The organism is Thermosporothrix hazakensis (genome assembly GCF_003253565.1).
Taxonomy (GTDB): domain Bacteria; phylum Chloroflexota; class Ktedonobacteria; order Ktedonobacterales; family Ktedonobacteraceae; genus Thermosporothrix; species Thermosporothrix hazakensis.
Window position 1 is genome coordinate 1 of record NZ_QKUF01000016.1, and the last position, 21325, is coordinate 21325.

General features: G+C 51.2%; 24 protein-coding genes. 15 read left to right on the forward strand and 9 right to left on the reverse strand.

What is annotated here, in order from left to right:
• The coding region (locus EI42_RS19650; RefSeq protein WP_146505380.1) for a hypothetical protein at positions 1-378 on the reverse strand (378 nt) is incomplete at its 3' end.
• A gap of 227 nt (positions 379-605) precedes the next feature.
• Positions 606-734: a hypothetical protein gene (locus EI42_RS34435; protein ID WP_281279032.1), complete on the reverse strand. Its 129-nt coding sequence runs from the start codon at positions 732-734 to the stop codon at positions 606-608.
• Positions 735-1223: 489 nt separating this feature from the next.
• Between EI42_RS34435 and EI42_RS19655 the strand changes: the two genes are divergently transcribed.
• The 5 genes from EI42_RS19655 (at position 1224) to EI42_RS32660 (ending at position 5661) form a co-directional block, all read left to right on the forward strand.
• Positions 1224-2855: an AfsR/SARP family transcriptional regulator gene (locus EI42_RS19655; protein WP_170142762.1), complete on the forward strand. Its 1632-nt coding sequence runs from the start codon at positions 1224-1226 to the stop codon at positions 2853-2855.
• Between the two features lie 37 nt (positions 2856-2892).
• Entirely contained in the window at positions 2893-3303 is a 411-nt protein-coding gene (locus EI42_RS19660; RefSeq protein WP_111324346.1) for an NUDIX hydrolase, read from the forward strand.
• Between the two features lie 72 nt (positions 3304-3375).
• On the forward strand, positions 3376-3690 hold the full coding sequence (locus EI42_RS19665) for a cupin domain-containing protein (protein ID WP_111324347.1): 315 nt from the start codon (positions 3376-3378) through the stop codon (positions 3688-3690).
• Positions 3691-4204: 514 nt separating this feature from the next.
• Positions 4205-5455 (forward strand): GAF domain-containing sensor histidine kinase, encoded by a 1251-nt coding sequence (locus EI42_RS19670; protein WP_111324348.1) that lies wholly within the window; start codon positions 4205-4207, stop codon positions 5453-5455.
• Between the two features lie 29 nt (positions 5456-5484).
• Positions 5485-5661 carry a hypothetical protein gene (locus EI42_RS32660; protein WP_211326261.1) on the forward strand — a complete coding sequence of 59 codons (177 nt, stop codon included), beginning with the start codon at positions 5485-5487 and terminating at the stop codon, positions 5659-5661.
• Positions 5662-5760: 99 nt separating this feature from the next.
• Here the strand turns inward: EI42_RS32660 and EI42_RS19675 are convergent, their stop codons facing one another.
• The 5 genes from EI42_RS19675 to EI42_RS19695 all read right to left on the reverse strand — a co-directional run bounded on the left by EI42_RS19675 (position 5761) and on the right by EI42_RS19695 (position 11789).
• Positions 5761-7092 carry a helix-turn-helix transcriptional regulator gene (locus EI42_RS19675; protein WP_146505382.1) on the reverse strand — a complete coding sequence of 444 codons (1332 nt, stop codon included), beginning with the start codon at positions 7090-7092 and terminating at the stop codon, positions 5761-5763.
• A gap of 160 nt (positions 7093-7252) precedes the next feature.
• Positions 7253-7858 (reverse strand): CYTH domain-containing protein, encoded by a 606-nt coding sequence (locus EI42_RS19680; protein WP_111324350.1) that lies wholly within the window; start codon positions 7856-7858, stop codon positions 7253-7255.
• Between the two features lie 245 nt (positions 7859-8103).
• Entirely contained in the window at positions 8104-8565 is a 462-nt protein-coding gene (locus tag EI42_RS19685) for an NUDIX domain-containing protein (RefSeq protein WP_111324351.1), read from the reverse strand.
• Positions 8566-8722: 157 nt separating this feature from the next.
• Positions 8723-9733: a hypothetical protein gene (locus tag EI42_RS19690; protein ID WP_211326263.1), complete on the reverse strand. Its 1011-nt coding sequence runs from the start codon at positions 9731-9733 to the stop codon at positions 8723-8725.
• Positions 9734-9803: 70 nt separating this feature from the next.
• Positions 9804-11789, reverse strand: coding sequence for an AfsR/SARP family transcriptional regulator (locus EI42_RS19695; RefSeq protein ID WP_111324353.1), 1986 nt, complete (start codon positions 11787-11789; stop codon positions 9804-9806).
• A gap of 616 nt (positions 11790-12405) precedes the next feature.
• On the opposite strand from EI42_RS19695, the gene EI42_RS19700 reads away from it, so the two are divergent.
• From EI42_RS19700 to EI42_RS19725, 6 genes are all read left to right on the forward strand, one after another.
• Entirely contained in the window at positions 12406-12681 is a 276-nt protein-coding gene (locus EI42_RS19700) for a hypothetical protein (protein WP_146505384.1), read from the forward strand.
• Positions 12650-12895 (forward strand): hypothetical protein, encoded by a 246-nt coding sequence (locus EI42_RS19705; RefSeq protein WP_111324355.1) that lies wholly within the window; start codon positions 12650-12652, stop codon positions 12893-12895. The genes EI42_RS19700 and EI42_RS19705 overlap by 32 nt, the downstream gene beginning before the upstream one ends.
• Before the next feature lie 117 nt (positions 12896-13012).
• Positions 13013-13300, forward strand: a complete 288-nt coding sequence (locus EI42_RS19710; RefSeq protein WP_111324356.1) for a hypothetical protein — start codon at positions 13013-13015, stop codon at positions 13298-13300.
• Positions 13297-13797, forward strand: coding sequence for a hypothetical protein (locus EI42_RS19715; RefSeq protein WP_111324357.1), 501 nt, complete (start codon positions 13297-13299; stop codon positions 13795-13797). Before EI42_RS19710 ends, EI42_RS19715 begins: the two co-directional genes overlap by 4 nt.
• A complete protein-coding gene (locus EI42_RS19720) occupies positions 13797-14177 on the forward strand; it encodes a hypothetical protein (protein ID WP_111324358.1) in 381 nt (126 codons plus the stop codon). Before EI42_RS19715 ends, EI42_RS19720 begins: the two co-directional genes overlap by 1 nt.
• Positions 14170-14697: a helix-turn-helix domain-containing protein gene (locus tag EI42_RS19725; RefSeq protein ID WP_111324359.1), complete on the forward strand. Its 528-nt coding sequence runs from the start codon at positions 14170-14172 to the stop codon at positions 14695-14697. The genes EI42_RS19720 and EI42_RS19725 overlap by 8 nt, the downstream gene beginning before the upstream one ends.
• A gap of 456 nt (positions 14698-15153) precedes the next feature.
• Here the strand turns inward: EI42_RS19725 and EI42_RS19730 are convergent, their stop codons facing one another.
• Together EI42_RS19730 and EI42_RS19735 are read right to left on the reverse strand one after the other, a co-directional pair.
• Complete coding sequence (locus tag EI42_RS19730) at positions 15154-15957, reverse strand: alpha/beta fold hydrolase (RefSeq protein ID WP_111324360.1); 804 nt, start codon at positions 15955-15957, stop codon at positions 15154-15156.
• A 187-nt stretch (positions 15958-16144) separates the two neighbouring features.
• Complete coding sequence (locus EI42_RS19735) at positions 16145-16810, reverse strand: TetR/AcrR family transcriptional regulator (RefSeq protein WP_111324361.1); 666 nt, start codon at positions 16808-16810, stop codon at positions 16145-16147.
• Positions 16811-17271: 461 nt separating this feature from the next.
• Between EI42_RS19735 and EI42_RS19740 the strand changes: the two genes are divergently transcribed.
• From EI42_RS19740 to EI42_RS19755, 4 genes are all read left to right on the forward strand, one after another.
• On the forward strand, positions 17272-18111 hold the full coding sequence (locus EI42_RS19740) for a class I SAM-dependent methyltransferase (protein ID WP_111324362.1): 840 nt from the start codon (positions 17272-17274) through the stop codon (positions 18109-18111).
• A gap of 368 nt (positions 18112-18479) precedes the next feature.
• Entirely contained in the window at positions 18480-19025 is a 546-nt protein-coding gene (locus EI42_RS32665) for a VOC family protein (protein WP_170142764.1), read from the forward strand.
• A 185-nt stretch (positions 19026-19210) separates the two neighbouring features.
• The gene (locus EI42_RS19750) at positions 19211-20659 is read left to right on the forward strand and encodes a DHA2 family efflux MFS transporter permease subunit (RefSeq protein ID WP_111324363.1); all 1449 of its coding nucleotides are present in this window, start codon (positions 19211-19213) and stop codon (positions 20657-20659) included.
• 132 nt (positions 20660-20791) lie between these two features.
• Complete coding sequence (locus EI42_RS19755; protein ID WP_111324364.1) at positions 20792-21298, forward strand: DinB family protein; 507 nt, start codon at positions 20792-20794, stop codon at positions 21296-21298.
• The last annotated feature ends 27 nt before the right edge of the window (positions 21299-21325 follow it).

The window sequence follows — 21325 nt, forward strand, 5'->3', positions numbered from 1 at the left end:
AATCCAAAGACACCAGCATCGTGCCGTCGTGTCGAGATAGACTGGGACGCCATGTGACTGTAACCATTCTTTGTGTCTGGCTACGCGATTCACTGCTGACTGATAGAGCAGTGGGTTCCACGCCCCGTTATCGACCTCGCGTTGTGCGCGATTCAGTGCCTGTACGTGATAGACAACCTGAGAATACAGAGGACCAGCAGGCCCCTGTTTCAGCCGCTCGACAAGGCGCCGCACCGCCTCCACATGGTTCACCCCTTTCTCGTCTTTAGGGGGATGTGAGCGTGCATAGCTGAGGAACTGTTGAAGAACATTCAGAGCAGCAGCAACCTCGTCTTTGCAGGCTGTGAATTGCGTGTAGTCTTCTTCATGCTGTTTCATCTTACCAACCCCCATAAACTATAAACTCTTGTCAGTGAATCGGTGATCTTAAAACAATAAATTACTTGATTGATTCTTTACTCGTAACTCGTAGAGTGTTGTTTTTCGTCCCTGCAATACGACACTTCCCTGATATTCATCTTGAGACAACTGCAACCACGCCGGCATCAGATCCAGTTTGAGGCAGAGAGCCGCTATCAGCGTATCAGTTGTCTCTTTTCCTCTTTTTAATCAAGCTCTGCAACCAGAGCTCGCAAATGCCCCTGAGCATATACCATCTGATTTTGAAGGTCGCGAAGCTGGACACACGTCAGGGAGACGCACTTCATCAAGAAGTCACATTCTGTTTTCTGCATACGCTCGCCTCCATGCCTGCCTCTGTCTCCTCAAAGCGAATCCAGTGACGCCAGCAAAGCATGCAGGCAAAAGAACATCGTTCGCTTGTAGTACCATCGGAATACGTTCTTCACGAGAGCCACCTTTTATGGTAATATATGGAAGTGTCAAACAAGATGTACCGTTTTGTGCTATGTTCACTGCCATATGCTTTTCAGAGATCAAACGATCACATCTCCTCTCTGATAGAAGATGTTGCAGAGAAGAGTGAAGAGGTGGTTATGAGAGACTTGAACGATCACGACTCCGTCTTGTTCCGGGTCTGGATCCTGGGCCCGTTTTGTGTTGAAAGACGGCTCTCTACTGATGTCTGGGAACCTGTCGACGAGAAAGAATGGGGGAGTATCCAGACCTACGCAGGTTACACTAAAAGCCTCCTGGGGTTCTTGCTCACGTACCACAAACGAACAGCGACACGCGCAACGCTGTTGCAGCGGCTTTGGCCTCATATGGCTTCCGAAACCCCTTTGTACCGAGCAACAGCGAGGCTTCGTGCTCTTCTCTCGACACCGGACAAGCAAAGCCTGCTGACAACTGGCGAGCGTTTCACAGTTGCGGATCAGGCATCTATCTGGGTCGATGCCGACCACGCCGAAGCGCTTGTCAAAGAAGCGGAAACCATCGGCCCGACGCAACCAGCTGCAATCCCGCTGCTCGAAGAAGCGTCTGACCTGTTCCAACGGGGGAGGTTTTTGGAGCAGGAGGATGGAACATGGTGCCTGGGAAGGCGCGGGGAAATCGAGCGACTTGCCTCCCGGTGCCAACACTGGTTGGCAGACGCGTACCTGGCAGCAAAGGACGACAAAGCAGCAGAAGCCATTGCAAACCTTCTGTTGCGAGATGATCCGCTGGATGAAACCGGAAGAAGGATCCTGCTGCTCTCCTTGCATCGGCAAGGGCTCCGGCGGGAAGCGGTGCGGGCTTATCAGGAAGCAAAGAACCTCTATCAGCAACAAGGCCTTCCCATCCCTGAAGAGATTGAAGCTGTCTATCAGCAGATACAGCGAAATAGACTGAAGGCAAGCGTAACGGAGGTGAATAGCTGCTCTACATTCTTCAAATACAAACGGCATACTTCATCAATAGTGTCATTAACTATAACAGAAATGCCTTCAACAGAGGCTGAAAAATATCTCTATTATGATGTGATAGAAAACTCTATTGAATCTCTGAGAAGGCTACTAGCCAAAGGAGAAGTGCATTTTGTTCTCCGTTCGTCCCTCTCTCTCTATAACAAACTCTTACAGGAATATCCCACTTCAAAAGATATGCACCTCATAGATGCCCTATTTCGTCTTGGTATGCTTGTTGGAGCCGCTCAGGAATATCTCCTCCCGTGGTACCAACGAGATCAAATCGTACTACAGACCTATAACCACATAGAAGACACCGTCCTCCGCAGAGTTGATGGAAGCAACCCGTTTCGTCATGAATATGCCCGGTTAATGGCGAAACGGGGGCGGCATAATCGAGTGTTGTGGCAGTTTGAAGCAGCTATTAAAGCATGTGAGGATGGACTTACCTCGCTCCAGGATAGAGATGATCCTTCGCTCCAAACCCATTTTTTCTGTGAGCGTGCTCATATCGAAGCAACTCGTGGTGATGAGTTGGTATGGATGCGTAAACTTGAGGAAGCAAGAAAGGGTATTCTTCACCTAAAACCTGCCGATTATGAACGAGCACTCAAACAAGTTGAGTATATACAAGGAGAAGGATATAAGCGCTTCGCTTTTCATATGCAAAAAGATTTCCCGATGTCTATCAGGGGAAAATATGCACGTTATGCACTTGACTATTTTACCCAATGGCAGGGAATGACGATCGAACTTCCTGGTTTTGAGGACCTGGTCTCGCAGGTCTCAAAAGCTCAATGTCTCATTCTTGTTGATGCAGATGAAGCCGTTTCTTTGGCCAGACAATTAGAAAAGCATGCTGAACAGTATTATCCCTCGCTGCTGGATAAGATCCATCGTGTTCTTTATTTGGCGCAACAAAGATTACACTTGAGTAGCAGTGCTTTCTCACACCTTTTTCAAGATGCTTCTCTAGCTGCATATCGCATGGGAAGGAATATCCTCTGATGTTTTCTTTCTTCAAGAACAGAAGGAAAGGCCGACTATGGCGAAAATAAAAGGGACGAATATTATTTTCTTGAACGAAAAAGAACAAGTTCTTTTGCAGTTGCGCGACGATAACCCGGCCATTCCCTATCCGAATATGTGGGCCCTCCCTGGAGGACATATAGATGCAGGGGAATCTCCTTTTGAATGTATCGTGCGTGAAGCAAAGGAGGAACTGGGAATAGAACTTCATGAGGCAACTCTGTTTGTTGCCGCCGAACGTGCATATGGAACCGAATACACCTATTGGGCGAAAGCATCTTTTCGCCTTGATCAGATCAGACTCTCAGAGGGACAAAAAGTTCAGTGGTTCACCTATGAGCAAATACAAGCTATGCATTTGATTTATGAGGATAATGCTATTCTGGATGATTTTTTCAGGAAAAGGCCTTTTGATGTCGTTCGTTAAGCAAAGAGAAAGGGAAAAGAGAAGGTATGTTTCAAGAGAAGTCATCTTTTAAGAAGCTTTCTATCGGGGGATGTGCCCGTAGAGCCAACCCGGCACGGCGCCTTGAAACGAGTGCTCGTACGTCATGAGGACGTCAATTCTCCGTTGATGTTTCTCAATGAGGTCTCTGTCCGGCCAGGCGAAGTCATAGCAGCGCATCAGCACGAGGATATGGAGGAGGTGTTCTATTTTCTGGAAGGAGAGGGGACGATGCAGATAGAGGACGAAACGCGGCCAGTCACGGCGGGAGATCGCGTGATTGTCCCTCACAGGAACCTGCATGTCCTGCAAAATACAGGGAACAAGCACATGCGATTTCTTTGTTTTGGGGTCAAGGTTGTGCAATGAAGGGAGGCGCTCCCTCCCTCTGGATTGTCAGGCTTCTCTGAAGAGTAAGCTGATCTGCGAGATTTGCTTGTATAAATGTTAGCGAATCAAATATGTCGTTATGTGAAACACTGCATGGTCAGTAGAAGAGAGAGGTAGCATAAGACTCACGTTTCTACGGAAGAGCTATCGGGAAGCTGCCCGGTGGCTCTTTTTGAGCGTGACAGCAGGAGGGTGATGGAGGCGAGCAGGCTGCTTTTGCGCAAGCCAGCGCTCTCTTAGACTATTTCTAGATCATTTCAGGAGTGCATTTTGTTTTCTTGCCGGGAAGAGCCAGAGGCAAAAGAAGATATGTGCTATGATATAATAGGGGAGGAAAGAAGCAGAATGCTTGAGGTGGAGTGGTGAGGGAAGAGAAGAGGATCCCCGGTGTACTTGTTGCTTTCCTTTTGCCTGTGAGAGTGGAGACATATCTGTTTTCGCTTGTTTCTATAGCCTGGGGGAAGAGGGTCCCACGAAGAAAGCAAGGCAACATATGAACCAGAACAAGCCGCAAAATATCACAGTACAGTCTGAGCGCCTCTTAACAACGCTTGAAAGGATCCTTGCTATCCGGACGATCCAGCTCAAACCTGCGTTGCATCAGGCTGCACAATTGATCGGTGAGGCTCTGAAAGCGGAAAAAGTAGATGTGCTCTTTTATGAAACGGAGACGCGCAGCCTCTTCGTGGTTGAGTCAAACGAATCTCCTATGAGTCAGCGGCAGCGACGCCTTGGCCTTGATCGGTATCCCATTGCCAACCGTGGGCGTGCGGTTGAGGTGTTTCTTACCGGGAAATCCTTTCGGGATGGACATGTTGATCGGGATGAGGCAGAACTGCCCGGTGTTCGTACACCACCACCAGAAGGAATGGGGGCCGTCTCTCAGATTATTGTGCGTATTGAGAAGGAAGGAAAGCCTGAAGGCGTGTTGATGGCTGCTTCAAGCGAGCCCGACTTTTTTACAGACCTCGATCTGCTTTTTCTGGAAGCAATCGCTCGCTGGCTTGGTGTTATTGCCCATCGGGCCGAGCTGGTGGAACAGCAGACCCAGGAAGCAACTGAGCGAGGGCGACACCGGGGTGCGGAAGAACTGCTGACGGTGATGGCCCATGACCTCAAAAACTATCTGACGCCGCTCAAAACCAGACTTGAGATGATACATCGTCGTATGAAGAAGGATGGCCAAGAAAAAGATCTTCGAGATATTCAGGCAGCGCTTACAACCATGTATCGCCTTGAGCGTCTGGTTGAGCGTTTGCTTGATGTTGCTCGTCTGGATCAGGGGCTGTTTGCGCTGAATCGGCAGACATTTAATGGTATGGAGATGCTGCAGGAGATGGCTGTTGCTCTTAGTACAGCAGAAACGCCGATCCACATCGACGGCCCGGAACAGGTGCTCCTTTTCGCTGATCCCGATCGTATCCAGCAGATCATAGAAAATTTGCTCGCAAATGCCGTCAAGCATGCGGCGGCGCACACACCTGTGCTCGTGAAGGTGGGGCGTGAGAAGCGTGATGGGGGCACGTGGGTTCATATCTCGGTGCATAATGATGGAATACCCATTTCATCGGCGCTCCTGACCCACCTCTTTCAGCCCTTCGTTGCCGGTGCTCGCTCGCAGGGAGTGGGCCTGGGGCTCTATCTGGCGCGGATGATTGCCCATGCGCATCATGGAACGCTGAACGTGACCTCAAAGGAAGGTAGCGGAACTGAATTTCTGCTTTCGTTGCCTGAGAGGACGTAAATGCATGAAGGTTATTCTGTGCCTTCACTTTGAGTCTCTACGCGATGATTATCGGCACGAAGATGATGCTGGCATTGCTTATCAGCCGGGGACAAAAAGTGCTGACCGAGTCCTGGTATCGCCTGGCTTTACGCGGAAGCGGGCTCTTTCTTCTGCTGCTTGGAGCCCTGCTTGTGTGGGAGGGATTGCAGGCATTGTGGCGCTAGCTGCATTGATGTTGATGAATGCGTAGAAACGAGAACATGTGCCTGTCGCTGCGTTGGCACTCCCCATGTCTGAAGCCAGGCAATGTGAAGGGAGTGGGGCTATTCGCTAGCTACTGCTCCCTTGCCATATATACCCAACTCAACGCCTAAATTCCGTATGTACGGGTTAGTTGGGTCAAGCTTGTTGAGCATGGTGTAAAGCGATTTTACATCTTCTGCTCCCTGCAGCGAGTGCTTTTCCCTCGCTGCTTTCAATGCAGTTTTTGCTGACTTTGCGCTCTCCTCGAACTCTCTTGCGATAAGAAACCATTTTGCCTCTGTGATTGGGAGATACATCCCTTTCGGGTGATGCTGCATTTCGAGGTATTTTTCTGCTGCGACAAGGGACGTTTGTGCGGCTTGCAAATGGCTCTTATTCGCTCGCGTATATGGGGATTTTAAGGCTTCTACAAGCTCTTCGTCCGAAGTGTGGTACAACGCGAACCGTAAAAGCATCTTCGCTTTTTCGTGATGCACTGCATACATATTAAAAGTGAGAAACGTATTATCTTCCTCAAAGTCTTCGTTATACGCCAGCTTCATCGCCTGCTGATGCAATCTCTGACATTGTGTTTCGAGCTGCTTATCCCCTCGTATATAGTAAGCATTGAGCTCAGCAGAAAGCAGGTGGCAACTACCTTTGAGTGCATTGCTGCGTACGTCTTTTGTGTGCTTTATTGCTGTATCAATATCGTCTTTCGCCTGTCCGATGCGTCCCTGAATGAGGTGCACCCGAGAGCGTCGATACAGTGCAAGGCTGAATAGTTCTCGATCACGCTTCATTGCAAGATCAACAGCCTGATTTGCGTACGAAAGGGCTTGCTCGTTCTGTTTATGGTGTTGCGCTATGAATGTAGCATGCTGATAGTATCGACTGAGCAAGTCTATCCAGGCGCTTTTCTCGGCTTCCGGGGCGTGCTTTACGAGTTCTTCTAGCTCCTGTTGGTGTTTTAAAAATGTATTTGCTGTACCAGGTGTGTATTTACTGTTACTGGCATACGCAAGATGAAGATAATCTTCATATAAACCAAACATACTCGACTTTAAGTATTCGGTAACGGACGCTATGCTTGCGAAGTATGCTTCTTCTTCCTGCTCGTCTATCACACTTCTCCAGGTGAGGCCAAGAAGTCCAGGGGGAATGGTGAGGACTTTGCATAAAAAGATGCGCCTATCCATATCCTCCAGATATTGTTGTTGTTCCCAATAGGTCACTGTTTGGACGTCAACCCCACAGGCTATAGCAAACGCCTCTCTTGTTTTCCAGCCCGCCCGAACGCGATAATCAGCTATCACCTCCCCCATATGAGGAAGCCCATACTTTCCCGGGGAGTAGCGTGTATATTGGCCCGATTTTTCCAATAGTGCGTCTCCTCCTGACGAAACAACCACACTCCTTTCTATTATACCTCTTAAGTGTACTGAATTCAAATATAAATATCACGTTTATGCTTGCTTGCTTGCTACAATAGAAAACACTTACAGAGTATGAAAATTTTTACGTTGATGTTCTATCAGCAAAAAGCATGCTTATAAGCGTGTCATTATAATACTATTGATAGTGCCCAACTTCATACGCTTTATGATTGAATTTCTGAAGCCATAATTCAACATAGCCCACTTTGAGACGTTGAAATGGGAGATCTTCGAGAAATGATGAGATGCGTTGGTGTGCAAGGGGAAGCTCAGCGGTGCTTTCACATTGTATTTCTATCTCCAGAAAGTCACCAAGCTCTTCTACATGATCGATGCTGATCTTCATTGCCTGGTAGGTGTAGATCTGTCGCGTATTTTGAATCGTTGCAAGAGGAGATAAGGCATTTCGGGCTATAGCCTCTTCAATGGTTGATGCTGGTTGCCAATCGGGAAGAAACGATGCGAAGAGATTGTTCCATGATGCATTCATATCTGCTAGAAAGAATGTATGTTCTGTGCTTTGTATGTGGCTTCGATCTTTGTGCTCATTAAACTTGAATTCAAGAACATGTTGATTACGAATGCGAACAAAAACAGCTTGACGTAATAAATCCCAATTGGCAGTATCATAATAGATATCAGTGTTGTGTATGGTTTTTGGTGCGCTCGACGTTTGCAGCTTATAGTGGACTGTATTCAGCATTTCCGGAGTCAGCCGCCCTTTATATTCTACTTCGATCATATTTATATCCCTTTCTGGCGCAGCTTTGGTCCTGCGCTTGTTGCTTTCTCGATGGGCTTGTTGTGCTCAATGCGAGCTCGGATGGGCTCTCGCGACGGATGAGCTCCCTCGTCGGCTTGTTGTTGAAGATGATAGCTCAAGCAACACAACATGCATCTTGCTCTCGCATGATCTCCGTGAAGGACAGGTGTGCTCCTCGCATCTGATTAGAGGGGATATTTGCAACGCATATCAAACGTGCGGATTTAACGAGAGATACCACGTCGTCCATGCAGAAAATCAGCGAATGCATCCCGTTGCTGCTGATTGAACAACGGAGGAGCCGCCGTTACCGGGAAGAAACGCAGATCTAACGTCTCCTCTCCATCGATAGAGAGCGTTCCCCCACATATCGAGCACACAAAGACGAAAGCGATCGGTTGTGCTTGATCTCCATTGGGATAGTCATCACTGTAGCGTGTATAGACTCCCTGGAAATACTCCACCTTGATATGCAGTCCTGTCTCTTCATAGACCTCTCGGATGACTGTCTCTTCTGCGGATTCTCCCAGTTCAAGCGCCCCACCGGGCAAGCCCCAGGCATGCTTATCGCCTCTCATTTGCAACAGAACTTCCCGCTCTTCATTCAGCACAATGGCTGTTGAGAAATTGAGAAAGATACGGTCATGTCCTACTTTACTTCGTATCCAGCGTATATAGTCCATCAGCAGGTGCTCCCTTTGTACGTAGCGTTCGATAAAAATCCTGGATCCTTTGATCTAGCTCCTTGACTTCTTGAAGATGCTTCTATGCGTTCATTTCTGGCGCAGCTTATGTCGAGACTTTCCATATTGCAAGGAAGACCATGCGAGAACCATATGATGCTCAGTGAGCGGGCCGCAATTTCCACGCCCATTTCTCCGTATCTTGAAGCCGAAGTGAAGAATAATCTTCTCCATAGAGACGTTGGCACATCTCCCTTGCTTCATCGGTGAAGATCACCGTTCCATCTTCAGTGACCTGCCGAATACCATCAAGCTGCAAGCCAGCTTCATTGATCCGCAGGGCCTCTTCCAGAGAAAGCGATGCAGGCAATGCAAGAGAAAGCTCGTTCCTGCTCAGAAAGACAGGATATCCTCCCGGAAGTCCCTGCGGACCGGGGACATGAACAAGCTGAGGTACAGGCGAGAGCAAGGCTCGAATCGTTACAAGCGCTGAGGCGGCTGTCATGGGCAATCCAGCAGTCCCGCGAGGACGGGGATAGGCTGCGGGAAACGTCTTGAACACGGCTTCAAGGTTAAGCTGATCGGTCACATCAATCCCATCAACGAGCACACTTATATGGTATGGCGCGTTATTGAGAGGCCGACGAGAAAGAGCATAACTCACCGCACGAGCCATGATCAGACGAAGTTCCAGGCGCTCATATTCTACACCAAGTTCTTGAGCACAAACGAGGCGCAGTGCAGGAAGGTTGTTTGCCAGTTCTCCCACGCCCGCAGTTGGTGCTAACCCTATCGTATTCAGGACCGGGTGGACCACATCAGGATACATGGGGTTGAGCACAAGCATGGCTTTCTTTTGTCGCTTCACCGCTTGCATCAGGTTGTGTGCAAGTGGCAGGTACAAAGGAAGGAGCGGCGCCATTGTCCAGACGGCGACCGGGAAAAATGATGTGACGTCAACCCAGCGTTGCAGCGAGGCAGTCAACAGCACGATATCCGGTTGCGTCTCTTCTAAGACTTGTTGGATCTGCTCTTGCTGAAGCAAATCCAGCGGTACACAGGTCACGGGATGATCAGAGACACCAAGCTGAAGGGCAGCTAACCGCGAAAGGTTGCTGCGTCGCTGGATCTCTTCGAGATGACGTCCTGCAATGATGATTTCTAGCGGCATGCTTTCTCGCATCAACAGATCCAGGATGCAGGCTCCCAACTGACCAAAGCCAGCAAAGAGAAGACGGGGGTCATTGTACCTCCTCCCGCAATAGACCAAACTCTTCTTTAACTGCGCGTATTGGAGCGTCCTGGTGCCAGGAATGTGGAATTTCTTTTTTCAGTGTCGTGATCGCCTCAGCATATCGTTTCTTGCTTTGAAGGGCAATTGCCCCTTCAAGCCCCTGCCTCAAACAAGTGACATAGCACTCTCTGTCTCCCATCAGTAGAGCTGCTCTGCTCTGATAATTCACCATTTCCAGACGGTTGCGTTCAGGTGTCGCCGCACTCGCATTGTTCGTATAAGGGACAAGAACAGTCCACGCTCGCTTTGGCTCTCCGAGTACCAGAGCCAGCAGGGCTTCGTTTCCTGCAATACGAGCCTTTCCCTGATCTATTTCCGCCAGCGAAGGTTTGGACTGCTCTGCATCTCCTTTCTCGATCGTTTCCCAGGCAAGCTGAAGGTAAAACTCCGCCTCCTTGTGTCGTTGCTGATAGGCAAGAGCTACAGCGGTACCCGCGTGGATTCCGGCACGAACGGTCGGCGCAACGGTGGGTTCGTTGCAATAGAGCTGTGCTTCTAAAAACACAGGAAGCATTTGCTTCTCCTGCCCGGTGTAGCGCAAGGCAGTAGCAAACTGTCTCAACGAGGCAAGCAGCGTATTGGGATCTCGGGAAAGACGCGCGAAGCGAACGCTCTCCAAACAGGCAATCACTTTTTCCTGCATCCGAAGAGAGTGAGCAAAAAGAATACTTTGCAGGCGCAGCGCCTCTGCTTGTAAACGGGCCAGGGTCTGATGTTTCAAGGCAGCTTCTCGCGTTTCAATCAACGGCTGAAGCAGACGTTGGGCAAGCGAGAACTGTCCGGCATCACAGAGTTGCCAGCATGCGTTAATCACCTGCTCTTGCGCGAGAACAGTCGCTTCAAGCGGGGGCTCTTTTCTGGAGCCCTGTTGTGAAACCTGCTCCCACTCGGGAAGCTCAAAGATGCTTCCCTCCATAGAAGCAGCGATTCCAGCCAACCCTAAAAATGGGAAGAGGTCTCGACGAGTCAAAAATGGCATCGTGTCATCTCCCTCGATCATTGCTTGCTCTTTTCCCTCCTCATCTTGCAAGAAAGAGGAAGGGTAGAATGATCCATTTTGATACTGTAACGCCTGTCGTTCTTTTTCATCTCCTAGTATTATCTTTGATGAGCTGAATTGGGAGAGATGTGTTCCTTGCTCGAACTGCCCGAGATGAAACTGTTTTCCCAGAGAACGGAGAGAGGGAGGCAACACAAGGGGTATTTTCTTGCGAGCCAGATGCAACTCAACTTCTTGAGACAGATGGAGGGCAAGGTCTGGCCGCTGAAGGCGTGCCAGGCCCCCCATACATTGCTCAAGCGTGTGAAAATCGCTCGGGAGCTCCTGGAAATAGTCACAAAAATACTCATGAGCCTTCTCCGCATCTCCGAGCGCAAGCATACTCAGACCCAAACCGCGAAGCATCTGCCGGCGGGCACGATCGATCTTCTCCTGCTTACGCCTGACAATGCGCTGCTCTCTCCAGGGGGCCGCCACATCATCAGAGAGGAAGGTGCCTCGCGCTATCAGGGCCTCGGCCTGCTGCCAGAGCAACAACGCTCTCTGTGGCTCATCACAACACCCAGCTTCTTCAACCAGGGTAAGAAAGGCGTCGGCATCCCACCAGAACCGCTCCTGAGCTGGCAAGGTTACCCGCACATGATCAATCTCCGCAAAGAAGACCTCCCGCGTGAGGCACGGGTGCACACGGCTGATACTGCGATTGTTGAGTATATCTTCTAAGCGCTCCCGCCCTTCCTGCTCATGATCATAGAGCGCTCTGGCCAGCTCTGCTCGTGGCAGGGTTCGCTCTGAAGCACACAACAGCAACGCCAGCACCCCTCGCAGCTTCTCGCGTCGGCGCAGCGAAATCACCTCGGTCTGCTCGGCACAGTCAAGTTCCAGGCGCGAAGGTCCAAAGGTCGTCAATCGTATGTGGATGTCTGCGTTCATCCCTCCAATACCTCCTCACTCATCTCCTTCGTGATTTCCGCATTCTCTGCTTGAGAGCAAGTATACCATGTTCTTCCCCTCATTGTATAGTCCCTTCTGATCTCGTGTGCTTTTTCTCAACCATGCATGAAACAGGTGGCAAACATGTTCTCTCCAGGGATCGCGGGTGTATGCTTGAAATGCAGAGAGAAAGATGACCAGGGACCGCCAATGATGCGTCAGCGGTTCCCGCTCATCGCTCTTCATGTCATCTCCCAGGCAGGGAGAGGCAGAGGAACACCGTGTTTCCTCTCTTTGCTGAAGGAACAAAGCACTCACTCTGTATTAAGTAACAGACATTTGTCTTTCTGTTTCCATATAGTAGCAAAAGTTATATTTATAACAAATGCTACTAATATAGTAATGTGAGTAATTTATATTGAAAATAGATAAATGCCATGTTACACTAAAAACGCATGTATAAGAGAGCGTGTTATTCTTTTTCTCGTTCTCTTCTGCTACTCTATCTACTCACTTGTTGATAGCAGCCCGTTCCGCTCTATCACGACGCTGTGGCCGGGTGATGGAGAGCATGCGGGGACGGAAGGATGCCAGAGATGAGTACAAGGAGGAAGATGTGAGCACAACCATCAGCAGTGAGGTGGCGCGGCTGCGCATGCGGATTGCCCGGGAGTGTGAAGCAATGCACCGGGGCCTCTCGGGCGTCGCAATGGTGGCACGCCATGCCTTTATCAATGAACGGTATGCAGCCCTCGAAGCGTCCTGGCAGCGGCTGGAAGAGCTGATAGGGGCCGAGCAAGCGAGTACGCTCGTCTGTCAAACGTACTTCCGGATGATAGAACCGAATGGAGGCAGGGCCGATGCAGCAGAAACGGCAACCGAGGATTGTTGAAAAACAGTATGTCGTGGTGCTCTCGTCAACGGAATTGACAACGGCGCTGGTGGCGGCGCAGCGCCAGATGACAGAACTCGTAGCGCGCCACCCGGAGCTGCTGTCGGAGCCAGAACAGCTACAGCTCTATGGGTTATTGCAGTTCACGATGAAGGTAGAACAGGTCATCGAGCAAGAGCGGCACCAGGGGATGCAGCGTGAGGGGGGCGGGTGAGAGAATGAGCGCTCGAGCCCCAAAGCGAGAGATATTCACGACGAATGAACAGGTTTCCCCTTCGTTACGCTCATCCGGGCAAACGTCCGAGCAGACATTGAAAGGAGTCTATGACCGATGCGTACCTATACAGCAGATATCACGAACCACGATACACAACCTTTGAGCAGAAAAGCCGTGCAACGGGCTCAGATAACACACTACATGAAGCGGCATCGGCTCTCGATCCACACCGTGGCTTTTGTTGCCGGGGTCCCGCTCATGGTGGTCTGGCGCGTTCAGCAGGGCGAGCCGGTCACGCAGGAGCACGCTCACACGATCAAGTCTGCGTTCCTGTGTTTAACCGGTATGTCGTATGAAGGCAGCTTTGCGGTGTATCCAGAAGAAAGTCAGGGAACACGATGAGACGACAGAAAAAGCAGCAACAGAACATCACTCCCTTGTTCCCGAAGGCCAACGACTCCCTGCCCACCACCAATCTGGTCTGGCCGGCCTACGATCAGCTTCGCAAGAGCGATGGGGCGCTTCTGGTTCCCCGGCTCTGCCTCTCCTTCAATGATGTGCGGGTGGTTGAAACCATCGTGGGCTCATACATCTCGTACCTTGAGCATACATCCCGCTTGAAGCCGTCAAACCGTGCCAAAATCCAGCGCCTGAGCGGGCTGCGCGCGCGCTTGCACGGCTTGCTTGCCCATGAGCAAAAAGATTCCCTCTCGAGTGCGGCTATCCTGCTGACGCTCGAGGATCTGGAACTGCTGAACGAGGTGCTCGATGCCTTCCTCACCCTCATTAAACGGCTCACAGTCCGGTCTCAGGAGCGTGATGAGCTGGTGCAGGCGCTTCGGTTCTTGCAGCGCACCATCGAGGATATGATCCAGATCCAGTTGAACGGGGTGGAGTGATGATCCGACGCATTGAGACTGATGAGGCTACGCTTGCAAGTGTCAAAAAGCTCGTAGAGCAACAGCTTCAGGGAGAGAACAAGGCGGCTGAGCGGTCCTCTTATGAGCGCTTTTTGCAGGATCTTGACAGGCCGGTGCCCCCCACGCTCATGGAGGTGGCGGCGCTCTTGCGGGAAGTGCAGAAGATACAGGAGGCCTTTCCTCACCTGACCCGGGAAGGCCAGAGTGCGGCTCAAGCACGTCTTGCGGAGATCGAAAAGTGCTTGAGCCAGTGGGGGCTGGTGCTTGGTCAGCACCTGTTTCTTGCCGAGCGGTGTGTGAGTGCTGGCAAAGATGGATATGTGATGCTTGTCTCGAAGAAAGGGGAAAGAGATGCGTGAGACGAATATCATCCCGGTGACCGTGAAGGAGATGGAAGACGGGCGCCTGCTGCTTTATCCCGTGCAGATCAAGGCGCATGCCTACCTTGAGGTGAAGCAAACGTGCCAGCGGCTTGGGATCCAACTTGAGCATGCTCCTGTGTCCGACAACAACTGTTATCACCTGCTCTTGCCGGCATGTGCATATGCGCTCACGCTCTCGTCGGAGGAAGATGCGCGCCATGCCGTGAAATACGCCATTGCCGACGAGCGTGCGCTGCTCATCTTTTATCCTGTTGGTGAGAGACTGCCAACGTGCGCCTTCGTGCCTTCTGTCCCTCGCTGGAGGCTCTTCATCAAAGAGCTCGCCCGGATCCGAGGCATGAGTGCAGCCACGCTTGCGGAGCAAAGTGGGCTCCCGCTGGCGCGCATTGAGCAATTCATAGCTTTCCCCGATACTGATGCGTGGCTCAGTGAGCTTGAAAAGCTTGCGGGGGTCTTCCGGGTCTCTATGCGCGAGTTGTTTGCCGACACGAGATGAGGCTGCTCCTCAGGAGGTGAGCGCGGAAAGGGAAGGAGCCAGCAGGCCCGGATCGATAGATATCAGGTGAGAGGAAATACGGAGAAACTCCTGTCGAGAAGACGGCGCATCTTTTCGACAGGGGTTTTCTTTGATGCAGAGAGCGCGCCTGAACCACCTGAAGCTGAAAGTGTGTGGTCTGGCTCGAAGAGAGGCGGCCGGGCATGCGCTGACGCTCTCGAACCCGGCTTTCGGAAGTCACGATAGAGGAAGTGGTGCACTATCCAGACTTCCAGGCATAGAGGATAGATCTTCGAGCGCTTGAGAGCGGAAGCCGCCTGAAGACGGGAGAGGCCTGGACCGCTGAGATGAACGTTTCCCGGTTGGCGAGATCGTTCATCGTCTGTTGGTTATCTGGAGGCAGGAACGGGCCTGAAGAGCAGGGGTTCTGCTTTTCAAGCCCCCGGACAGCGCTGACTAGTGCGCAATGTTTGGCTGATGTATCTGTCGGGCAAAGTCGTCGATAAGGCGTGCGAGCTTTGTTGGCTCTTTGAAGGGGAGCTGATGGCTGTTGTCCAACCACCTGAGAGATATTTCCGGGTGGAGGTGGGCAAGCTGTTCGCCACCTGTCTTCCACAATTGATTGTTGCGCTCGGCTCTTTCCCCGTTTTCTCCGGAGGTCTTCGTTGCCAGTACCATTTCAACCGGGCAATCAAGCTGATCATACGCTGTAAGCACGTGTTCGCGGCGCGCGTTGATCTCAACGGTCAGATTTGTCAGATCGTCAACCGAGAGTCGATACCCCATCCCGATCAGGTACAGGAGAAGCGGCCCGAAGCGCACCGCAGGCGTATCGAGTCGTTGTCGTATCTCATCGGGATCGCTGACAAGATTGACCGGCACTGCGCCATCAATAAGAAACAGCCCGGCTATTCTTCCCGGATGCGCGGCAGCATACCAGACAGCCAGATCAGCCCCCATCGACCAGCCAACCACGATAGGCCGATGACCGGCGACCTGATCCATAATGGCTTCTGCATCTTTCTGAAAGCTCTCAAGGGAGAGGCCGTGTGCAGTGGACGATCTCCCATGATTGCGAAAGTCGAAGGTGACAATGCGATACTGGCCGTCAAGTGCCCGGGTGATTCGCTTCCAACACACCTGGGTTGCGCCAAGCCCGTTGAAGAACAGGAGTGTTTGCCCCTGGCCTGTCTCGCTGACAGCGAGTTTCACCTGTCCATTGGCGACCTTGTAGCATCGTGTCTTTGTTGATGACATCATTTTGTCCTTTCTTGATGATGTTGCTCCCGTTTTTAGCGCCGCGGGATATCCCTTCTTGCAGAAAGCAAAGGGACCATCGGCCTCATCTGGCAGAAGGAATAACTACAGGACAACACTACATCAGTATGTGCTGGTTGAAGCCTGCACTCCCCTGGAAGAATGCAAGCCAACGTATTTTATTTTGTCTTCAGCGTGCATCGGTGTCGCTTCTCTCGTGCCCGAAGATGCTCTGAAACAAGGCCTGGAGCCCAAAGTCAAACTCCTCATCGGAGCTCCACTGTGCGATATCCGGTAATGTTGCGTGCAGCGTGGGATAGCGCGTTGCCGGGTATTGCTGCCACACGGTGGGGCCGTTGACGCCCGGTTCAGAACCGGCTTCAGGCAGTTTTCCGGCTTCGAGTAACATCTGGCCAATGGCAAAAATGGCGATGCACTGTAAAGCGTAGACAGCCTGCACTCCGTGGATGTTTGCCCGATGAATGGTGGCCAGAAGACGATCTAGAATGTCAAGCGTGGCAGGGGTACGGAAAGGCCTTGTTGCCATGATAGGAAGCGCTCGCGGATGAGCGCGCAACACATCGCGGAGGGCATGCATATACGTCCACAACTCCTCGCGTGGAGTTGCGTCGGGCATCTCCGGGTAGGGGACCTGCAATACCAGCACCTCAATGACTCCGTCGAGCAAATCTTCCTTGTTCTTCACATGGTTGTAGAGCGACATTGCATTGACGCCGAGTATGTTTCCTAACTTGCGCATGCTGAGGCCTTCCAGGCCTTCCCGATCAATCAACTGCAAAGCCGTCTCTAACACTTTTTGGCGGGTAAGCGTTTCCCGTCTCTCAGTTCCGGTCATCTCTTTGCCCTCTCCGTACTTACGGTGTATATATATGGTGTAAGTATACAATGGGCAATGCTAGATGTCAAGGAGAACATGCTTTTTTGTTCACTGCTGCCAGGATCTCTTGTGGCGCGTCCCTGTTCTGTGAGGGAGATGTATCGAACCGGAAGGGGCAACTGAGCGTATATATCGTGAAAGGCGATCCTACAGGTATGAAAGGAAAGCATCTCCATTGTGGCTTGTAATGCCTGCCCGTCTATCTCAATACTGTTGTAGACTGGATCTATGCTTTCTGCGAGTGTTTTGGTTCCCGCCTTTTCTGGCCGAACCGGGCAGCACATCCGAGTCTGGCATGCCCATTTGTGATCATCGTGTGCATCGTTTCTGCTTGAAACTTTCTGGCTTGAGAAGAAGAGCACCTCTGTTCGGTCGGGAGCGGCAAGGGCAGGGAAGAACAAGAGAAGAAAGGAAAAGATATGGTGAACGAGGAAAAAGGGCACAAACCACAGGGTAGCGTATGGAGCTCGTCCCAGACAGCAGAGCACTGGCAGCAGGATATCCAGCGACGTCGGCAAGACTTCGCGGGGGCAACACAGCGCATGCTGGAAGCTGCAGGACTCAAGCCAGGGGATCACGTCCTTGATATCGCGGCGGGCACTGGCGATCAGAGTATACTGGCGGCGCGAATAGTGGAACCGGGTGGCTCTGTTCTGGCAACTGATATTTCAGCAGAAATGCTCGATGTTGCCGCCCGAGTGGTACAGCAGGAAGGGCTGAACAATATCACCACGCGTGTTATGAATGCCGAACAGCTTGTTCTGGAAGATAATGCCTTCGATGCTGTGATCTGTCGTCTTGGCCTGATGCTCATACCTCGCATTCAGCAAGCGCTGCGAGAGATCCATAGAGTTCTCAAGCCGGGTGGAAAGGTCTCGGCGCTGGTCTGGTCGGCACCTGAAAAGAATCCTCTCTTTTCTTTGCCGCTTTCCATCGTATCAAAATATACGAAAGAAGCGCGCTCTCCTCGCCTTGACCCCTTTTCGCTCTCAGATCCGGCGGTCTTTGAACGAGAACTGACGGAAGCTGGCTTTTCCGACGTGTTGACCTGTGCTCTTCCATTTCAGACCCATTACACGTCGCTCGATGCTTTCCTGCAATCGACCGCAAGCCGCTTGACTGCCGGTGTTATGGCGCAGTTGAACGAACAGGAGCAGCAACAACTCTTACAGGAGATAAGACAGGCGGTGAGCCAGTTTGAGGGCGCTGATGGCTTTGTTGCTCCGGCAGAGTTCTTGCTTGGGGTGGGACGCAAATAGCTGAGGCTGAGCCGCTTCGAGGCCTGCCGCGGGAAGCGTTGTGAAATGTGCCACTTGTGTAGAGCTGTTCTCCCTTTTTGGAGGCGGAGGTGTATCGTCGGTCCTCACGAGGAATTGACCGGTATGGAGAACAAAGGGAAATGCTCTCCATACCGCTTTCTCGGTAGTACAGTCGCTCCGTCTCCGCTGCAACACCTTCCTGCAATGCCGGACCTGTAATTGTTCTGCGATATCTGGTAGTTGGTATAGGGCTGAGGATGAACGGAAGGGGTGCCGATCAAATAGAGAGTGTAGACAGGGCCTTGCATTGCGGACACTTTCATAGTAAAATGCTAGCATGCTAGCATACTAGTAGAAGGAGATGAAGCATGGCCCCGGATGGAAATGGAAAGAAGCAACAGTTTAATGTTTATTTGCCGCCAGATCTTATTCGCGAAGTCAAACATACAGCAGTCGATCGAGGGGTATCGCTTTCGGTATTTGTAGAGCAGGCATTGCGGACCTTCTGTCACATTCAAGGTGGTGCGTCTTCTGGGGAAGGGGAAAAAGGCTTGATTCCTCTGCCAATTGTCTATGTGAGTGATCTAGAGCGTTCATTGCAGTTTTACCAGGCGCTCGGCTGCGAGCTTGTGCAAAGGCAACGAACAGGGCACTGGATAGAGTTACGTATGGGGCCTGCGCGCCTTGCTTTGCACTCAATGGAAACGCTGCCGGAATATACCGATAAACAGCGGGTGGATCTGAGCTTTGAGAGTCAGGAGCCGCTTGAGATCGTGCAGGAACGCCTGCTCGCTGCGGGAATACCTCTTGAGCGTTTTGTTACCGATGAGGCATATGGCTACTCACTTGGGGTGCGTGATCCAGATGGCCTGTATATTCAGATTAACTATCATGAGCCAGATCTTTATGCATAATTTTCGGGAAAAAGCTGACCGGAGCGGAGTGCAGTGTTGTGCTCCTCCGGAAAGCTTTGGAATATCTGCATACAGGCATATTGTCGTCATATTGACTGGATGAAATGTCTCCATTTTTACATGTAAAGAGGTCGAGATGAAGAGAGAATGGAGAAGATAGAGCCTATCATAGAGGAGAGATCGGGATGGAAACTCAGAAGCAATGCGTCCCTGTGCAGGATTCACAGATGTCTGCGTGTCGTTTACAGGGGAGAGGGTTTGTTTGTGTCCTTGTCGCATTGTTGCTCACATTATTGTTAGAGGCACTGGATCAGAGCATTGTAGATACCGCGATGCCACAAATTGTTGCAAGCCTGGGAGGCATTGAATACTATTCGTGGGTTGTGAACGGGTATCTGGTGGCGATAGCAACTGTAATTCCGGTGGTTGGCAAGCTTTCTGATGTATTTGGGCGAAAATGGTTTCTTGTGAGTGGTGTTACGCTATTTCTGCTGGGATCGTTGCTGGCAGGCCTGGCGCAAACGATTGAGCAATTGATAGCTGCCAGAGTGATACAAGGTCTGGGGGCCGGTGTGGGAATTGCGCTGGTGGTAGTGGTTGTGGCCGATATCTTTCCGCCGGAAAAACGCGGGAGATGGCAGGCTATTTTCGGTAGTGTTTATGGATGTGCCAATCTGCTTGGCCCGACTCTTGGAGGGTGGCTTACCGATCATGGGTCGCTGTTACCCTCAGTTGTGATGCCCTCTACGCGTTGGCGCTGGATTTTCTATATCAACCTTCCTGTAGGGATGCTGGCACTCGTGTTGTTGTTGATCTTCTTGCCTGTACGTTTCTCGCACCAGGAGGTCAGATCTTCGAATGCGGCAACAGTGAAGCAGATCGATATTTGTGGTGCACTACTTATCATGCTGGCTACAGTCTGTATGCTCGTCGGGTTGAGTACTTCTACGCATTTCACTTCGGGAATGATTCTCGCTGCGCTTGTGTGCTATGGTCTGTTTTTGTTCGTTGAAAGAAGAGCCAAAGATCCAGTGATTCCACCGAGGATTTTCCGCAACCGTATTTTTACCATTGCCTCAATCTTAAATCTGTTGCAGGGTGTAATTCTGTTCAATCTGACAATCTATCTCCCCCTCTTTTTGCAGGAGGTGCTGAAGGTATCGGCGACGACCAGTGGTGCTCTTCTCACACCAATGTTGGTCAGTTCTAATCTGGCCTCGTTGCTGGCCGGTTTTGCTGCGAAGGGGCTGAAGGGATACCGAAGAATTGTGATTGGTGGGGCGTTGGCGATGAGTATTGCTACGTTTCTGCTTGCACAGTTTGTATTTACTGCATCCCTCTTTTCTCTTCTCAGTATAATGGTGCTTGCCGGGCTGGGATTGGGAGTGTTTTTCTCTATGGCTCCGCTTGCAGCGCAAAACGCTCTATCTCCCTCACAACTTGGCGTGGGCATGTCAGTCATGCGGTATCTTGGTCAGCTTGGTCCGACGCTTGGTGTGGCTCTGGTGGGAATGGTTGTCAAGAGTCGGCTTTCAGTTTCTCTTCCTGTGGCCTTACAAGGAGGGTTTCAGGTACTATTCGCCATCAGTCTCCTTGTTCTGGTACTGGCTGTCTTCCTGCGGGAAAAGTCATAGCCGGTTTTCTGTAACGCGCCTTTTATCAGGAGAAATTGGCCCGGCTTGCTTTAGCGGAACCTCCTGAATGAGGACAGAATATATCCGCATTCTGTGGTAAGCTGTGAGAAACGCAATAAGGAGCATACTGCTATGGCTGAAGACAACTTTGCTCTCACGACGTACCACACGATCTGGAAAGAGTATCAGGAGCACGTCAAAGAGGCGATCTCGTCGCTGAACGCTGAACAGCTTGCGTTGCGTGCCGCGCCTCACCTGCGCTCCGTTGGCGAGAATGCCATGCATATTATCGGTGTCCGTCTCGGCTGGTTCACTCAAACCCTGGGAGAAGAGTTCAGCGAGGAGATGGGCGCGTACCTGAAACGAAACGGAGATGCGTTACAACAGGGAGAACCTGTCCTGACCGCTGCCGAGCTGGCTCACGGTTTTGATCTGACCTGGCAATTGATTGCAAATTGTCTGGCCCGTTGGAGTCCCCTCGACATGCAACAAACCTTCCCTGATGAGTGGGATGGCAAACAGGTCTCCCTGTCGCGTGCCTGGGTCGTCGGGCATGTGATGGAGCATGATATTCATCATGGCGGTGAAATCTCGTTTACGCTCGGTATGCATGGAATTCCTGTTGATTTTCCTGGCTAGCTTCAGAGGATGAGAAGGCGGCTCAGT

Bases quoted from the DNA above. Each gene is read 5' to 3' on its own strand.
- EI42_RS34435 (WP_281279032.1), bottom strand. From the start codon at position 734: ATGCAGAAAACAGAATGTGACTTCTTGATGAAGTGCGTCTCCCTGACG.
- EI42_RS19655 (WP_170142762.1), top strand. From the start codon at position 1,224: ATGGCTTCCGAAACCCCTTTGTACCGAGCAACAGCGAGGCTTCGTGCT.
- EI42_RS19660 (WP_111324346.1), top strand. From the start codon at position 2,893: ATGGCGAAAATAAAAGGGACGAATATTATTTTCTTGAACGAAAAAGAA.
- EI42_RS19670 (WP_111324348.1), top strand. From the start codon at position 4,205: ATGAACCAGAACAAGCCGCAAAATATCACAGTACAGTCTGAGCGCCTC.
- EI42_RS19680 (WP_111324350.1), bottom strand. From the start codon at position 7,858: ATGATCGAAGTAGAATATAAAGGGCGGCTGACTCCGGAAATGCTGAAT.
- EI42_RS19690 (WP_211326263.1), bottom strand. From the start codon at position 9,733: ATGCCGCTAGAAATCATCATTGCAGGACGTCATCTCGAAGAGATCCAG.
- EI42_RS19695 (WP_111324353.1), bottom strand. From the start codon at position 11,789: ATGAACGCAGACATCCACATACGATTGACGACCTTTGGACCTTCGCGC.
- EI42_RS19705 (WP_111324355.1), top strand. From the start codon at position 12,650: ATGCAGCAGAAACGGCAACCGAGGATTGTTGAAAAACAGTATGTCGTG.
- EI42_RS19710 (WP_111324356.1), top strand. From the start codon at position 13,013: ATGCGTACCTATACAGCAGATATCACGAACCACGATACACAACCTTTG.
- EI42_RS19715 (WP_111324357.1), top strand. From the start codon at position 13,297: ATGAGACGACAGAAAAAGCAGCAACAGAACATCACTCCCTTGTTCCCG.
- EI42_RS19720 (WP_111324358.1), top strand. From the start codon at position 13,797: ATGATCCGACGCATTGAGACTGATGAGGCTACGCTTGCAAGTGTCAAA.
- EI42_RS19725 (WP_111324359.1), top strand. From the start codon at position 14,170: ATGCGTGAGACGAATATCATCCCGGTGACCGTGAAGGAGATGGAAGAC.
- EI42_RS19730 (WP_111324360.1), bottom strand. From the start codon at position 15,957: ATGATGTCATCAACAAAGACACGATGCTACAAGGTCGCCAATGGACAG.
- EI42_RS19735 (WP_111324361.1), bottom strand. From the start codon at position 16,810: ATGACCGGAACTGAGAGACGGGAAACGCTTACCCGCCAAAAAGTGTTA.
- EI42_RS19740 (WP_111324362.1), top strand. From the start codon at position 17,272: ATGGTGAACGAGGAAAAAGGGCACAAACCACAGGGTAGCGTATGGAGC.
- EI42_RS32665 (WP_170142764.1), top strand. From the start codon at position 18,480: ATGGCCCCGGATGGAAATGGAAAGAAGCAACAGTTTAATGTTTATTTG.
- EI42_RS19750 (WP_111324363.1), top strand. From the start codon at position 19,211: ATGGAAACTCAGAAGCAATGCGTCCCTGTGCAGGATTCACAGATGTCT.
- EI42_RS19755 (WP_111324364.1), top strand. From the start codon at position 20,792: ATGGCTGAAGACAACTTTGCTCTCACGACGTACCACACGATCTGGAAA.